Raw genomic sequence first — 15,630 nt, forward strand, 5'->3', positions numbered from 1 at the left:
CTCTGCAATCGCGCTCGCCGCACTCGTTATCTTTTGGCTATGAGTCCTGAGCCTAAGCCGACTTAGTTTCGACATGTCAGAAAGTGAAGCAGTCATCAACCCACGGATGATACCGGTCTGGTAGGTTTTGGCGTAGTGGCGCTGCTGATATAGTGAGTCGGGACACGCGTCGGGACACGACCCAAACATACGCCGCAAAGTTGTTTCCCGGTTGGTGTTAATAAGTTCCTCTTCGTCGTGCAGTTTCAGTTCAATTCGGTTCAGTGAAATTTGAACAAGTATTTGAACAAATAATCGCGGACCCCAACAAAATATGCCGAATCACTGCAATAATGATCAGCTTCCCAAGCTGAACGCGCGGGTTCGATTCCCGCTACCCGCTCCATAAAAAACAGCTAAGCTTTTATAAAATAACAATAAAAAAATGGGGCAACCGAATTTGCCCCACATTCTGCCCCACATCTGGGTTTTAATACCTGCCGATTATGCGGCCCTTCCTTCGTTCAGCTTTTCCAGATCTTCGACCTTCACCATCTTGCAGCCCGTGCCCGGTGACTATACGATTTGCCGTTTTTTTCTGTGCACAAGATCGGTTGATCCGATTGGCATGGTGTGTAGAACGTTTACTCTTTATCCAGGGCGGATCCCTTAGCTACTTTCGCCCATTCGAGCCAAGCTTTTCGCTGTTCGGGGGAAAGGGCACGGAACGCCTCGAGAAGAAGCACCTCTTCGTCTTTGTCGGGTGCGCTGAAATCTACAAGCTCAGTTGGCTCCACATCAAGGGCTGCGGCAATAATGGCCTGCTTCTTGGTGGTGAGTGGACGTTTCCCCTTTTCCAATTGCGCCAAATAAGATCGAGATAAATCAACCTTCACTGCAAGTTCGTCCTGAGTAAGCCCTTTGGCTTGCCGGATTTCTTTAATGCGTATTTTCATGATCGATCTTTGGGGTCATTGTGGAGCCCGTATTAGCGGTTTCTATCGGGTTTGGTGTGCAGTGAACCGGATTTGCCTTTGAGCCTGCCAATTGGGCATTGTGGGTGGTTGCGTAGTACCGGTTGAGAGCTGCAGGCTCGATGAACATTTTTGGGGATGATCCGTTTGATGAGTGCCATTTCCACTCTTTGCTGCATAGGTGGATCGCAATCTCAGGGCTCGACATTTTCTCGATCAATGACCTTTTCCATGCGTGTACTCCTTGGCCTCATTTGTAAAGTATACATGTTGCACTATGCAACAACAAAGTGAACACGTTTACAATTTTCATGATGTGAGGGTCGGAGCCAGCGCAGGAGCCAAGTAAGAGCCAAATAACTACCTGTTTAAAATAAATAATATTTACATGCGGAGCCAAGTAAGAGCCACAACAGGAGCCAAGCAGGAGCCACTAAAGTAACAAGTAAACAAATACATTGGTGGTGGTAGTAGGGTTTTTGCGTTTACATTTTGTTGCTTAACGCAGAGTTTGCGCCTATCCTGCGGTCGATCTTGAGGCGCAAGAGGCACCGCCACCCGGAATGAGCAGCACAACCGACAATCCAGCCTTGGCAGACACAACCTGGCTCGATCAATTCGACCTGAACCCGCGCCAGCGGGCCTTTGTGCTTGCCTACCTTGCTGATCCGAACGGGAAAAAGGCTGCAATCAGCGCCGGATATGCAGAAGGATCAGCGGAAGTCACCGCATCCAAATTGCTAAGTAATGCTAAGGTTGCCCGCGCTATCGCAGAGGGCCGCAAACAGGTCGAGAGCAAGGCCATGCTGGATGCAGAGGGCATTGTGAACCTCTGGACGCAAATCGCCCTCGCAGACCCCAACGAGCTAACTCAGCACATCATCGCGCCCTGCCGCTACTGCTACGGCATCGAGCATCAGTACCAGTGGAAAACAGAACGGGAGTTCACCGAGCGTAAGGCCGAAGTGATCTTCTCGATGTTCCACGACGAGAAAGAGCGCGACGTTGCCATGTCAGGCGCAATCGTGGACCCGCGCATCCCTGACGACGCAGGCGGCTACGGTTATCGCCACACAGATCCGCCAAACCCAGCCTGTCCCGAGTGTTCCGGCATGGGGACCGAAATCACCCGCATGGCCGATACCCGCAAGCTCAGCCCCGCTGCGCGCCTCCTGTTCGATGGCGTGAAGGAAACCAAGCAGGGTGTCGAAATCAAGATGCAGGACCGTGCCAAGGCGCTTGAGAACATCGCCAAGCACTACGGCATGTTCGCAGGCAAGGTCGATGCAGAAGAGGTCAGCCCGCTCGACCGCCTCGTTCAGCGCATGATGGGCGCAGGCAACGCAGTGCCTGTCAATCCCAGCAACGAAAGTAACTAATTGGCTAGTGCGCCCTGCATCGCAGGCCGTTGCTGGTGAAATGGATGGTACCGCTGAGAACCTTGAGGTTGTGGAGCCCAGCAACGCCGCTTAGTTTCGGGAAAATGATATTGATGCGGTTAAGACCCTCGTGATCGGGCGAGAACAGATGCGATATGGATAATCCTCCTGTCGCCCTTGAATCACGACAGCGCAGTTGAAGGAATCTACCGAGTAATGACCGCTCAGCATGAGAACCTGTCATCCGATAGAAACCGTCTTATGACGGCTTAGAGCCCAGAGCGGGCATTCATCTAACGGTAGCCCGCTGCTTCGCGGCAAGCGCCTGTTCTGCACTCAGAGTGGCGATCTGATCGATATGCGGCTCTCTCAAACTATCTTCGCAGAAAGAGATACAAACATCGCGCTTCAGCTAACACTACACAAAACAGAGCCTTTTCAAGCTGGGTTCCCTCGTCGTCATCTTCAAATATACTTTCGCAAAGAATCCATAGTAAAGAGCCAGACAGATGAGTATTTTGGAGAGGGCAAATCTGCCGGACGGCTTTGGCTATTTGTTGCTCGTATTCGGCTTGATCCTTACGCTGGCGCCTTGGTTTCATGGCCGTGACTTCGGCATTGTAAAGATCCCACAATTTGAAAATGACCAACGCCGAAAACTAAAGCTATTTGGACCGGCGATACTGACAGCAGCGATTCTGTTGCATCTCCCGTTCTCCGCGGAAACGGTAGGCACCGATTTGACCCGCAACACACCGCCAGGTTCGTCCGTTCCAGAGGACCTAACGCCATCGGTTCTTAAAAACAGTTTCATCCTTGCGGAGTGGAACGAGTCAGGATGTCTGTTTCCAGGCGAACTCATTGAACGAGACAGCGGCAGCGGACTTGTACTTTTTGATTTTGATGATCTTAAAACACTCCCGCTTTCTCAGATCTACGTGACGATAGAGCCAAAAATCTTCATTGGTGCGAGCCTCTATGCTAAACTGCCCGAACGGGATGCTTGGTTACCGGTTTCGGTGCGGAACCACACCGACGGCAAAGTGCAGGTCAGACGTGACGAATCCGCAATTTGCGCAGCTGAATTCGGTAAGAGTGTGAAGTGGCTACCGGAAGCTAGCGTAGTCGGCATTCAGCCGATAGGAGGTGACCCATGACGACCACAACGCAGTTTATTTCCACTGCCACGCTAAGTCTACTTATCTGTTTGTCTTCGCCGGTGGGCATGGCACAAGAAAAGCGCGAATTCTTTGATGACTTCCAAGGGCAGACGCTTAGCCCTGCGTTCAGAGTTTTGAACCCTGACCGGCAAAGAATGGCACTTACACAGGACGAGTTTCTTCTTCTTGTTTCGCATAAAGACAAGAAAAACGTCATTGAGTACAATGGCCTTCTTCCGGAGAATTATGTCGTAACGATCAGGCTAGCCGGCACCCCATCTGAAAGACAACAAGGTGTGCAAATTCGCATTGGCGACGCGTCAAACAACGTGCGGGTGGGTGTATATGTGGACTATTATAAGAGCCTTTATCAGTTTACGAACAAGACTTTAGACAACGAGGACGCCAAAGAAATTTCAATTCGAGATGATGGCCTTCTGGGTGAGCCACTGTATTTGAAGTTCACCAAAACCGATGTAGAATTTGAGGGGGCTTCGAGTCCAGATGGAGTGCAATGGAGTTCACTGGGAAAGCAGGTGTTGATCGACCCATCCGCAAAGGTAAATTTCGAAGTCTATGGGTGGGGTGATGCACCCGAAAGTCCAATAAAGATTGATAGCTTTGAAATTGTGGATATTACTAACTGACATTAAACGGCACAAACTCGATAAAAGCTATCAAAACGAAATTCCGTTCTTGAATGGGGATCAAATGAGTTTGACAAGGTGGTGTATTCCGGGGACTGCGCAAAGGGTTGAGCGTTCGATCTTCTCGGATGGCGGTTTTGTCCCGCGAAGCAGACGCTCCACCAAATTTGCCGACTGTCCGCTTCGAGCCGGAAGCGGACATGGTTGTTTCGCAGAAGTTGTGTTTTAGGTTGTCCTCTTAGTAGCGATATTGCCACCTAATGCATAAATCGGGTTCAATCCAACTGGAGGCTGACAATATCAAAAAAGGCATCTAAATCCTCGCTCTGAGGCCTCTTACATTACATTTATCCGTTGCTTGCAAATTCGTCTTCCGGCTCTTCATCTGGGGTTTGATCTGCTCCCTCCGCTTCTCCATCAGCATCATCGTCCTCCTGGCCGTCGGCATAAATGCTTCCGTCGTCCGAAGTACCTAGTGTGGCTTTTACCGATTCTTCATCGGGATTGGAGGCGCGGACGGCGCCAAGGACGCGGTCTTGCTGTTCCTCCGCGATGATTGTGTCGTCAGAAAAGTCGCCTTTGTAGTGCCCCAACAGGCTGGCTTCCGCGTCATGCACCGCCTCCGCAGCCGCCAACTGATCGTCGGTCGGCTGCCCTATCTTATTTCCGTCCTCATCTGTTGTTACGTCGTGCGCATCTTTCACCGCTTGTGCGGTCTCAAGATCTTCAGGCGCAATCGTACCGGGGGTGGCCGCCTCATCGGCAAGAACCTGTTCAGCTTCCTCCAGCGTCATTGGAGCCGTGTCCAAATAGTCATACGCCGCAGCAATTTCCTTCACTTCTTCTGGGCTCAAGTCGTAGTCTTCACCCATGACATGATTGAAGTTCGCGTCGGCTACTGCAAGACCTGCAGCCAGGCTTACCGGCCCTGTACCTTTCGCATACTGTCCGTTCGCGATATGCGCGAGTTTTGCATTTATACTGGAGTTAATCGCACCATTCAGTTTGCCAAGGTTGCGAGGGTCAAGCGTGCCATCATCAAGGAGTTTTGTTTTTCTGCTTGGTGGGCTGAGGGACTGCTTAACACTCGTTTTTTTTGCTTGTGTTGTGGTCGTCCGCGCCTTGTTCCCTTTGAATAGACCTTTGATACCGTTTTGCTTTAGGTTGCGGCCTAAAGCCTGAAAGTCTTTCTTCATAGCTCGACCTAAACGACTGCCGCTCTTTGACTTACGACTTTTGCTGGCAGACTTCGAGTTTGTCCCGTTCAGCGATTTGTCAGAACCCCATCCCCTTTTGGCACCTTTTTCACCGCTGTTGCCGCCCTTTTCACCTCCGTTATTCCCTTTTCCACCGCCGTTACCTCCACCCTTGCCGTTACCATTTTTGGCATATGCGTAATCAGCGGCAGAAACCGTCACGATCGGTGCAACTACAAATGCAGACAGTACGAGTGCGGAGACGCTCACTTTAAGGAAGTTCAACACGTAAGAAATCCTTTTTACTTAGCGAAATACAGATTAGCGGTGACGTGCAAATGCCACACTTAAGAGTGTTGCCAAAACGGGGCCAGAATGTGGCAACTATCCGACATTTCGGAGTGGATATTTTTAATTTAACATTAACAGCTTAGCCGTTACTCCCAAAAGAATCACTGGGGAAGTATTAATACTGTTGACAATAGAAATTAGCTTGGAGCTTTTGTCTCCAAAAGCGGTCAAAAAAACCGCCAAAACTGAAATAATTTGAGCGTTAATCTTCGGTTAATGTGAGGTTTGAAACAGATTAGTCAGTTTTTCACGAGTTGACTATGATTAAGCAAAGCAAAAGAGATCTATTTCCACCTTTAAGTGACGCCAAGGTCGAAAATTTTAGCCCAAACAAGAATAGCGACCTAAAATCTATGATAAGGAAGGCTATAATTGCTTTTCCCGTATTGCTATATTTTCTTCTTTTGGCCTTTTTTCTAAATAGAGCGTCCGCCGCAAGTTATGTATCGATCCTATTGTAGAAGAAGGCTTTTGCCCTCGGCTAGAAAATGAGGGTCCGTGCCGTTAGGCCCAGCAGCGAAAGGTAGCTCTATTCATCAACTTGGTCAGCTGATCAATCATTCAATTGATTCTGGAGCTCCCCGCCGCAACAAACGGAAGCTTTGCCTGCCCAGCAGTCACTGGTCGTTTCCAGTAGACTGCCCCAATTACAGTTGTGCACCGCTTTTTTTGTTTTTCATTTGTCAAAAGCTACGTTGGCAACCCTTTCGGGATGATGCGTCTAGGAAATCAAACTTCACTCTAAACGACCTCGCTCGGAATTTTTGAACTAAAACTTAGGAGATTGCAGGCAATTTCCAGGCCGCGCGCAATCTAAGTACAACGCCTTCTTTGTTACTCCTTCGAAGACAGACAGTAGAATTTCTTTACGCAAAAGACCTCAAAATTGAAAATTGTCACTTTTGACCGAACAAATTCAAAATTTTATTGAAATTTCTCAATGGCAAAGCGACCCTTTGAAAAGTCGGTGCCGCTTTGTGTTTTGGCGGATATTTCGGCTTTGTTAGTGCCAAGGTGGGGGGACATTTTGGAGTATGGTAAATGGTTTTTCGTTTTCGGGCTTTGACCCTATCTCTTGTCGCCTCTACAGGCTTGCTTTCTGCATGTGCGACGCCTTCTGAAACAACGATTACGCGAGACTCACAGATTGACGACACATTGGCAAATCCAGACAAGGAATGTCAGTTCGACGCGATTTCGCATGTGGTCGCGCGGCAAGTAAAACTTCACGACGGCGGCGGAGAAACACTTCTTCAACTTGGCGATGCTTGCCCAGACTTGGAAGTTGCATTCTATTTTGAGAACGGCCGACGGGAAGTTAGGATGCCGTTTGAAGACGGCAATTTTTCCGATCCACCTCTCGGAGCAATCGATTCTGACCGTGAGCAGGATTCTTCCCAATTTGCTGATTTCAGTGATGGTGTTCAGTCCGGTGGCCGTGACAGCTCCGGCAGCGAAAGCTCTGGCAGCGGGGACAGTTCCGACGGCAGTGGCAGTTCTGGTGGCGGGAGCAACTCCGGTGGCAGTGACAGTTCTGGTGGTGGGGACAGCTCCGACGGAGCGGGCAGTGCAGAGAGTGAAAACCGCGGTCGTGGAAGCACGGCTAATAATGGACACGGCAATGGTAGTGAAGGGTCCAGTCCTGGACGCGGCTCGCGCTCAAATGTCGACGAATGAAGCTACGTGGGTCTTCCCCATTTTAACGTTCATCATACCCATCAATTGTAGATATAAATCGGCAGTTCGTTCAAAATGCCGCGAACGCCGCTGTCGTAAAATGCAGACCTTCAGGCGAAAATTCTCGGAATGACCACGAACAATGATCGCTATCGTTCTTAAGCCGTCATCTGACAAAATCACTCAGATGACCGCCTAGAGCCCAAAATTGTCAATCGGTAAAAACGCGTCGAAACACTTTCTAGTTGTTGATGGCCGCGCGATCTTTGTCTGGGATGACTGACGACGCGGGCAACAGTTTGGATACAGGACTGCCCAGACTATCTGGATCGTGCCTAGAAGCACACTTATTCAAACGGTGTGGTGTGAACGCTAGCTCGTGATACCGGCGCTCAAACTAGTGACCAAACACCCAAGCAGATATTTCGCTGCGTTTTGGTGTCTCGCCGTTGGGTTTTAATACGCAAGTTAACTTCAATCCAACGAGACTATTCTTCTTTGCGCGCGTAAAAATAGTTAATTTGTTGCATTTTGGAATCAAGTATCCGCACGCGTGGTAAAACTGAATTACCTCTGTTACTTACGCATTCGCCAGACTTTTCTGGTCGCCTCCTGGAGATGTAAGTGAGTGGCGTCGCCAGGAGGCTGCTGATATATTGAGCGGGTCGTTACAGGGAAACTATGAAAGAAGCGATTTTATAGTCAGAAGAGATATGTGACTCGCCTTGAGCAATGTCGCTTATTTCGGGATTCCCAGAGATTCTTGTTCGACGTCACAAGGAAACATTCAAACATCAGCATAATTCTGGATTTATTGCGTCAGTACGTGCTTTCTTCGACCGTTAAGGAAGTAGGGGAGAGCCAAATGAAACAGGAGCTGAGAACGTTGACGATTTGGTCATTCCTTTAGTTCACGGCATTTTCGATTGCTTTTCCCATCGGCGCGCAAGAAACTGAGGCGGATCAAGAGGCTGTCGAGGTCGAGAACGACGATCTTATTAATGCAGCCGTAGATGAGATGATTGCGGCCGATGATCTCGAAATCCTACTTGTTCCCTGAAGTGAGTTAAGAGACGGTATGTGCATAAGCCGGAAGTGTTGAATGCGGTGCGTCAAGCATGACAGAGTAGAAGGGAACCACTAAAATGCCGTTAAACAGATACCGCGGACAATAGTTGTTCTTTGCCAATTTGGCATTTGGATCCGCATAGAAGAGGGGTGCCTCGCTCGAGAACCAAGAATTCATCGCCTAACGAATAAGCAAACTCAAAAAACTGCTCGACCAAAATTATGGCCATTTCGCCTTGATCGCGTAGCAGGCCGACGACTTCCCCGATCTGTTTGATAATGTTCGGTTGAATACCTTCGGTCGGCTCGTCCAAAAGCAGTATCTTTGGCTTCGTGATCAATGCACGCGCAATTGCAAGCTGTTGCTGCTGACCTCCAGATAAGTCGCCCCCGCGCCGAGAAAGGAACTCTTCTAAGATCGGAAAAAGCTCGAAAATATAGCCGGGGATCGCGTGATCGCTGCGGGGCAGGCAGGCGAAGCCTGTTTCGAGGTTTTCGCGAACCGTTAAAAACGGAAAAATCTCGCGCCCTTGCGGAACGTAAGCCACTCCTTTTCTGGCGAGTTCAAAGGAAGTGACATTGCCGATTATTTCGCCGTTCAGGACATAGTCGCCACCGCTGCGGGGATGCGCGCCGGATATAGCTTTCAACAGGCTTGTTTTTCCAACGCCATTGGTGCCCATGACACAGGTCACTTGACCTTGACGCGCGGTGATGTCGACACCGTTCAAGATCTGGCTGCCTCCATAGTGAAGGGTCAGATCGGAGATGTTCAGAAAGTCAGCGGCCAAGATAAACCTCGATTACTCTTTCGTTCTGGGTGACATGGTCCAACGATCCTTCGGCCAGAACCGACCCCTCATGCAGAACGGTTACTTTGCAGTTGAGGCGGCTGACGAACTCCATATCGTGTTCTACGACGACCACTGCTCGGGTTTTGGCCGCTTCAACAAGGATGTCGGTCGTATGTTCGCGCTCTGCCGGGGTCATCCCTGCCGCAGGCTCATCCACCAGCAGCAATTGCGGATCCTGGGCCAGCAGCATCCCGATCTCGAGCCATTGCTTTTGCCCGTGGCTAAGTTCACCGGCTTTGCGGTCCAAGGCGCTCTGCAGACCGATTTCGTCGGCCAGCGATGCGACTTTCTCATGATCTTGCTGACGCGCCCGGAACCGCAGCACGGCCAACGGCCCGCGTTTGTTTTTCAGGGCAAGAATCAGGTTTTCGCGGACACTTTGGTCTTCGAACACAGTTGGTCTCTGGAACTTTCGCCCCACTCCGGCCTGCGCGATCTGACTTTCGCTCATCGACAGTAATGAGACAGATTTTTCGCCCCACAGAACATGACCATCGTCCGGCTTGGTTTTGCCCGTGATGATGTCCATGAACGTCGTCTTTCCCGCCCCGTTCGGGCCGATGACAGCGCGCATTTCGGCGGGGCCGATTTGGAACGTGAGGTTGTTGATCGCCTTGAAGCCGTCAAAGGATACTGAAACGCCAGAAACTTCGAGAAGTGTGCTCATTCATTCGCCTCCTTTTCGCGCAACGATCCAAGGTCCGGTCCCAGGTCGGCCCCATGTCGGTCCGGTGCGCGGCGTTCCGTAAGCTTGTCGATCAGTCCCCCTATGCCGCGGGGCGCGAAAAGCGTGACCGCAACAAACGAGAACCCAAGCAGGATGGTCCACCAATCGACCCATTGGATCGTGTAGAACCCCAGCGAGATGTCGGGGGCCTGCCCGCCTGTGAACCATGTCGACAGCAACGAGACAAAGGCCGCACCGATCACCGCCCCGTACAGCCGTCCGCGCCCGCCGATCGCCACCCAAACGGCCAGATAGATTGACGCAATGGGCGCAATTTCGGCCGGGTTAATGATGCCCGCCTGTGGATAGTACAAAGCTCCCGCGATACCACAGATCACGGCGGTGAAGGTAAAGATGAAAAGCTTGTAGGCCTCGACCGAGTATCCAAGGAACCGGACGCGGCTTTGGTCGTCGCGGATGGCGCGAATAACCGATCCGAATTTGCCAGACACCACCCATGCGCAGAAAAGGTAGCCAAGGCCTAGCGCCAAGGCGGACGCCCAGAAGAACAGGATCGAAACCGTTGATTGCGGCACCGAGTCCAGCCCTGGCAGGTTCTGCAGCCCCGACAAACCGTTGTTCCCGCGCAACCCGCTGTCGTTCTGGAACAGGTACAGGGACAGCGCCAGTGTCATCGCCTGCGTCAGGATCGACAGGTAAACCCCGGTCACCCGGCTGCGAAACGCCAGCCACCCAAAGATAAGTGCCAGAAGACCGGGCACCAACACGACGGCAGCCAGTTGCAGCGGCAGGGAATGTGCAAAAGCCCAGATCGGGGGGAACTCGGATGCGCCGACAACGCCGAAAATCTGGGTGGCAATGCCATCCGAGATTTCCTGGGCCGTCGGCGGCAAGGCAGAGGCCGCGAGGCTGTCGACCACGATAATCTCGGTACGGGCGTACATCAGCCACATACCGATGGCATAGCCGCCAATGCCAAAGAACGCCATGTGCCCCAGCGACAGGATACCTGTGTATCCCCACACCAGATCCATCGCCAGTGCAGCAAGACACAGGCACAGCGTTTTGCCCAAAGTTTTGATAAAGCTGGTGGAAATCAGCCCGATGCCAAACCCTTCGCCCAAAACGGTGATGATGGCAGTAAACAGGGACAGGAAGATCAGAAAGATCGCGACAGAGGGATAGCGCAGCACCAGTGGCTTGCGTATCGGTTCGACTGTAGAAGTCATGTCAACCATATCACGCTTCCGCCGCCCGACCTTTGAGCGCGATGATGCCGCGCGGTCGGAATTGAATGAACAGGATGATGAAAAGGATCATGTAGGTCTGCGCCGCCAGCGTATTGGACGGGTTGAACCACTCGATCCCCTTTTGCAGCGTTCCAACCATCGTCGCGCCCAGCAGCGTGCCCCAGATGTTGCCAACGCCGCCGACGACCACCGTCATAAAGCTTTGCACGATGTAGTCAGAGCCCATCTCGGACGTGACTTTGGCGTACAGCCCGATGGCCACGCCGGCGATGCCAGCAATGCCCGAGCCCAGACCGAACGTCAACATGTTGATCCGGTCCGGGTTGATCCCCATCGAGGATGCCATGCGGTTGTTCTGGGTTACGGCCCTCACCTCAAGCCCCAGCCGAGTTCGGTTCATGACGATAAGGAATAGCGACAGAAACAGCAGCGCCAGAACGAAGATCGCGATGCGGATGTAGCTGATCGACACGATGTCGTTCAGAACCATCGACCCATCCAACCATGCCGGAGCCGTCAGAGGACGCGCCTGCGTGCCGAATATATTCTTGGCCAGTTGCTGCAAGGCAATGGAAACGCCGAAGGTTGCCAGCAACGTCTCTAGCGGGCGGTGATACAGCCACCGAATGACCAGCCGCTCCAGCAGAACTCCGGCCCCGAAGGTCACGAGAAACGCGCAGGGAATGGCCACAAGTATCGAAAGCGTCAGGTCAGGAATGAACAACTGCACCACATAGCCGGTATAGGCGCCCATCATGATAAACTCACCATGCGCCATATTGATCACGCCCATGACCCCGAAGGTGATCGCAAGACCGATCGCCGCAAGGAAATAGATCGAGGCCAGAGACAGCGCGTCCAACACCAGATCCGCTGTCTGGTTCAAAGCAACCTGCGTTTCGATGTTGTCCAAAGCCGCCTGCGCAGCAAGAGCGATGGGCAGGGGGGCTGAGACGTAAACCTTGAAAAACTTATGCTTTTGAACAGTTTCGGCAATATCTTCCTGTGTCACCAGCGGGGTCGCAAGACCTTGCTGGGCCAACACCTGATACGCGGCCTCTCGGGCGGCGTCCTCGTCAAGGCTCGCCACTTGTACACCCGCAACGGTATCGCCGTTTATGTTGGCGATCAGGGTTTGCTTTACCGCTGCGGCATCCACCGGTTCCGGGGCCAACCCATTTGCGACAAGAAGTTTATAGGCCTGGTCCTGCGTCAACTCGTCTGATCCGACCTCAATGCCAACCGCACCGTCCGGGATTTGATCTGCGACCTTGATTTCGGATGAAACCAAAGGATTGAGCGTTGCCCTGACATCTACACCCAGATCGCCGGCAAAGCTGTCGATTGCAGCAAGCCTCGCAGCCTCATCCTCATCAAAGCGAATGGTGAGCAAGCGTTCCAACCGGTCTTTGCGCGCCTTGAGGTCGGCGTCTTGTTCAGCTTCGATGGAACCCCGCAGGGCAGACAGGTGCGACGCCTCGGCGTCTCGCTCAATCGCTGTCAAAGCAGCGTCGCGTGTCCTGGGATTGGGGTCGTTCAGCTGAAACTGTACCAGGGCAGACGCGATCAACCCGCGAATACCAGAATTGGGTTTGAGTTGTTTGTATTCCTTCTTATCGACAACTCCGATCTCGACACCGTCAGATACATCAAAAATCTGCAACCCACCGTCAGCCGTTGAGGCAAAGACAAAAAGACCGGTTTCTTTGTTGAACCACATGTCCTTGGCCTGCCAACGCTCCAGAACGGTCTGCGCTTCCGGCAGTCCACTTTGCGCCAACGCGTCAATCGCGGGGCCAATCGTCTTGCGAGAGGATTTCTGGATCACCTCCGCGTGGGACCGCAATATCTGCTGAACCGGGGCGTCTGCGGATTGCGCTTGCAAAAGGGTAGGGGCCACAAGGACCAGCAGGGCAAGCACTGCCCGCCTGAACGGAAGCGTCATTTAGGAAGACCTTTGTTTTGAGCCTCGGGGCACAACTCGTGCGCCCCGAGGAATTCAGGTTCTTAGTAGTTGGACTTGATCTGTACGCAGCTCTCAGTTTCGGTGTTGTACATACCGCAACCCAGCTGTTTCCAATCCGACACGAGAATGGCGGATTCAGGCAAATAGTCGGTCCAGGCGTCGCCCGGAACTTCTTCTGTCTGGCTGATGATGTCGAACTGACCGTCTTCCTGGATTTCACCGATCAGAACCGGCTTGGCCAGATGGTGGTTGGGCAACATCACAGCGGTGCCGCCTGTCAGGTTCGGGAATTCCTGACCGTACATGGCGGTCCGAACGGCGTCGACATCGGTGGTGTCGGCAGCAGTCGCCGCGTTCACCCACATATTGAAGCCGATGTAGTGGGCCTCCATCGGGTCGTTGGTCACACGGTCTTCACCCATGCGGGCTTTCCACGCTTCGACCCATGCCTCGTTCGCATCGCTTTCGGCCGACTGGAAATAGTTCCAGGCCGCCAGGTGACCGACGAGGTTGGTGGTATCCAGACCGGCCAACTCTTCCTCACCGACCGAGAAGGCGACAACCGGAATGTCGTCAGCCGAGATACCGGCGGCAGCAAGTTCCTTGTAGAAACCGACGTTCGCATCGCCATTGATGGTCGAAATCACTCCGACTTTCTTGCCGTCTGCGCCAAGCGCGACCACGTCGGCCACAATCTTGGACCAGTCTGAATGACCGAACGGCGTGTAGTTAACGAAAATGTCCTCTTCCGCGATGCCCTTTTGCTTCAGATAGCTTTCGAGGATGTTGTTCGTGGTTCGCGGATAGACGTAGTCGGTTCCCAGCAGCGCGAATTTTTCAACTTCCAGCTCATCCAAGAAGTAATCCGTGGCTGGGATCGCTTGCTGGTTCGGCGCGGCACCTGTGTAGAATACGTTTTTCGAGCTTTCTTCGCCCTCGTACTGAACCGGATAGAACAGCAGTCCATTCAATTCTTCGATTACCGGCAGGACGGATTTGCGGGAAACAGAAGTCCAGTTGCCAAAGATCACGTCAACTTCATGCACTGTCAGCAACTCACGCGCCTTTTCGGCAAACAGTGGCCAGTCCGAGGCCGGGTCTACAACGACGGCTTCAAGCTCGCACCCCAAAAGACCACCGGCTTCGTTTTGCTGTTCGACTAGCATTTCCATTGTGTCTTTCAGCGTCGTTTCCGAAATGGCCATGGTGCCAGACAACGAATGAAGGACGCCAATCTTGATCGGGCAATCGGCCAGTGCAGGCAATGAACTGGCCAACAGGACTGCGGCGGTTGTGGTGAGAAGTTTGGTGTGCATCAGCATTTCCTTTTATGCGACGCGCAGCAGGGTTGTTCGGGGCGCTTAAACGTCCCATATACCCACTACGCATAATTGCGGTGTGCGAGGGCGTCTTCAGGTTCCTAGGCCGGGCACCTTCGCACATGTTCCAAGCCGTCTTGCGGCACTCCATATTGCTAGGATAGTTCTCCACAACACTCAGAGTCTCATGACCCGAGTTACTGGACAGATTGAGGGTATTGCCTGATTTTGCGGCAGCGCAGCATGTCTCGCTTAAAAATGCGGCAACGCAGCGAAGCGACTCTTATACACCGCCCAGGATCAACAGATTACACTGATCCAAATACTGCTTGGCGGCACGGCGCGCCGCACTTGCTTTCACCTCATCCGAAGCAAAGGTCGCGGTTTGCAGCAAACGTGCATGCGCGTGTTTGGAATTCACCCTGTGGCTTAGGACAAATTCTGCGTTGTCCGCTGTCGTAGTCGCTTCCAGCAATGAGATAAATCCGCCGCGCCGCAGTTCATAGTCCTGAGCTTTTGGATCGTTCAATAGCCACGCGTGTTCCATTTCAGCCGAGAATCGCCCTGCACAACCCGCAAAGGACTTTACGATCCCAATTTCCGCATATAGCAACCCAGAAGACACCAGGGTGCACAGATTTGAAAGCAAAAGTGTTCTCAAAGCGCTCATAAAATAACCATCATCAATGGAATTGCGCCCGTCAAGGCAGCGCTCTGAAATTAACTGTGTTCAGTTTAGGGCTTACTTGAAATAGTATTTCCCGCCTTTTTCGAGCTCAGATTTGGTTAATCATAGCGGTTCCTCAATGAACGGCTGAGCTCGCCCTAAACTTCTGAAGAGGACGAGTTGACGCTTACTATCGGCTTCAAATAACTAAAGCGTCGCATTGGTTGGAAGTTTCAAAGTCTGAACTGAGACCCGCTTGAGACTCTCGATCCGCTAACCAAGACCAAGATTGAGCACGCTCAAGCAGTCGTTCACTCAAACCAAACGTGCTGCAATGCAGCTAACGACAGCTTTGTCCGCACAGCGGTCATTCATGCATTACGCGGCGAAAGACTGCTTTGAGCCCAAAGCCGTCACTCATCTGGTGGAACATTAGAAATAAATATAGTCCTGAG

12 protein-coding genes are annotated in these 15,630 nt (G+C 52.2%); 4 read left to right on the plus strand and 8 right to left on the minus strand.

The genetic code is table 11. The features are described 5' to 3' along the window. Window positions 1-623: 623 nt before the first annotated feature. A complete protein-coding gene (locus GOV89_RS22310; protein WP_171239121.1) occupies window positions 624-935 on the minus strand; it encodes a helix-turn-helix domain-containing protein in 312 nt (103 codons plus the stop codon). Between the two features lie 581 nt (window positions 936-1,516). Here GOV89_RS22310 and GOV89_RS22315 point away from each other — a divergent pair. From GOV89_RS22315 to GOV89_RS22325, 3 genes are all read left to right on the plus strand, one after another. Next, window positions 1,517-2,332 carry a terminase small subunit gene (locus GOV89_RS22315; RefSeq protein WP_171239122.1) on the plus strand — a complete coding sequence of 272 codons (816 nt, stop codon included), beginning with the start codon at window positions 1,517-1,519 and terminating at the stop codon, window positions 2,330-2,332. A 509-nt stretch (window positions 2,333-2,841) separates the two neighbouring features. Next, window positions 2,842-3,489 carry a hypothetical protein gene (locus GOV89_RS22320; RefSeq protein ID WP_171239123.1) on the plus strand — a complete coding sequence of 216 codons (648 nt, stop codon included), beginning with the start codon at window positions 2,842-2,844 and terminating at the stop codon, window positions 3,487-3,489. Then, on the plus strand, window positions 3,486-4,139 hold the full coding sequence (locus GOV89_RS22325) for a hypothetical protein (RefSeq protein ID WP_171239124.1): 654 nt from the start codon (window positions 3,486-3,488) through the stop codon (window positions 4,137-4,139). The genes GOV89_RS22320 and GOV89_RS22325 overlap by 4 nt, the downstream gene beginning before the upstream one ends. Before the next feature lie 347 nt (window positions 4,140-4,486). Here GOV89_RS22325 and GOV89_RS22330 read toward each other — a convergent pair whose 3' ends face one another. Beyond that, a complete protein-coding gene (locus GOV89_RS22330) occupies window positions 4,487-5,623 on the minus strand; it encodes a hypothetical protein (protein ID WP_171239125.1) in 1,137 nt (378 codons plus the stop codon). A 1,104-nt stretch (window positions 5,624-6,727) separates the two neighbouring features. Between GOV89_RS22330 and GOV89_RS22335 the strand changes: the two genes are divergently transcribed. Next, window positions 6,728-7,363, plus strand: coding sequence for a hypothetical protein (locus GOV89_RS22335; protein ID WP_171239126.1), 636 nt, complete (start codon window positions 6,728-6,730; stop codon window positions 7,361-7,363). Between the two features lie 1,151 nt (window positions 7,364-8,514). Here the strand turns inward: GOV89_RS22335 and urtE are convergent. The 6 genes from urtE to GOV89_RS22365 form a co-directional block, all read right to left on the minus strand. Continuing rightward, a complete protein-coding gene (gene urtE, locus GOV89_RS22340) occupies window positions 8,515-9,222 on the minus strand; it encodes an urea ABC transporter ATP-binding subunit UrtE (RefSeq protein ID WP_171175045.1) in 708 nt (235 codons plus the stop codon). Then, window positions 9,212-9,952: an urea ABC transporter ATP-binding protein UrtD gene (gene urtD, locus GOV89_RS22345; protein WP_171175043.1), complete on the minus strand. Its 741-nt coding sequence runs from the start codon at window positions 9,950-9,952 to the stop codon at window positions 9,212-9,214. Before urtD ends, urtE begins: the two co-directional genes overlap by 11 nt. After that, window positions 9,949-11,202: an urea ABC transporter permease subunit UrtC gene (gene urtC, locus GOV89_RS22350; protein WP_371810657.1), complete on the minus strand. Its 1,254-nt coding sequence runs from the start codon at window positions 11,200-11,202 to the stop codon at window positions 9,949-9,951. Before urtC ends, urtD begins: the two co-directional genes overlap by 4 nt. A gap of 10 nt (window positions 11,203-11,212) precedes the next feature. Next, window positions 11,213-13,168 (minus strand): urea ABC transporter permease subunit UrtB, encoded by a 1,956-nt coding sequence (gene urtB, locus GOV89_RS22355; RefSeq protein WP_171239127.1) that lies wholly within the window; start codon window positions 13,166-13,168, stop codon window positions 11,213-11,215. Window positions 13,169-13,230: 62 nt separating this feature from the next. Further along, entirely contained in the window at window positions 13,231-14,505 is a 1,275-nt protein-coding gene (urtA, locus tag GOV89_RS22360) for an urea ABC transporter substrate-binding protein (RefSeq protein WP_171175039.1), read from the minus strand. A 286-nt stretch (window positions 14,506-14,791) separates the two neighbouring features. Beyond that, entirely contained in the window at window positions 14,792-15,178 is a 387-nt protein-coding gene (locus tag GOV89_RS22365) for a hypothetical protein (protein ID WP_171239128.1), read from the minus strand. Window positions 15,179-15,630 lie beyond the last annotated feature (452 nt).

Origin of the sequence: Ruegeria sp. HKCCA5763 (assembly GCF_013034545.1) — a bacterium.
Lineage (GTDB): Bacteria > Pseudomonadota > Alphaproteobacteria > Rhodobacterales > Rhodobacteraceae > Ruegeria.

Coding starts and splice junctions, on each gene's coding strand:
- GOV89_RS22310 (WP_171239121.1), bottom strand. CDS start 935: ATGAAAATACGCATTAAAGAAATCCGGCAAGCCAAAGGGCTTACTCAG.
- GOV89_RS22315 (WP_171239122.1), top strand. CDS start 1,517: ATGAGCAGCACAACCGACAATCCAGCCTTGGCAGACACAACCTGGCTC.
- GOV89_RS22320 (WP_171239123.1), top strand. CDS start 2,842: ATGAGTATTTTGGAGAGGGCAAATCTGCCGGACGGCTTTGGCTATTTG.
- GOV89_RS22325 (WP_171239124.1), top strand. CDS start 3,486: ATGACGACCACAACGCAGTTTATTTCCACTGCCACGCTAAGTCTACTT.
- GOV89_RS22335 (WP_171239126.1), top strand. CDS start 6,728: ATGGTTTTTCGTTTTCGGGCTTTGACCCTATCTCTTGTCGCCTCTACA.
- urtD (WP_171175043.1), bottom strand. CDS start 9,952: ATGAGCACACTTCTCGAAGTTTCTGGCGTTTCAGTATCCTTTGACGGC.
- urtC (WP_371810657.1), bottom strand. CDS start 11,202: ATGACTTCTACAGTCGAACCGATACGCAAGCCACTGGTGCTGCGCTAT.
- urtB (WP_171239127.1), bottom strand. CDS start 13,168: ATGACGCTTCCGTTCAGGCGGGCAGTGCTTGCCCTGCTGGTCCTTGTG.
- urtA (WP_171175039.1), bottom strand. CDS start 14,505: ATGCACACCAAACTTCTCACCACAACCGCCGCAGTCCTGTTGGCCAGT.
- GOV89_RS22365 (WP_171239128.1), bottom strand. CDS start 15,178: ATGAGCGCTTTGAGAACACTTTTGCTTTCAAATCTGTGCACCCTGGTG.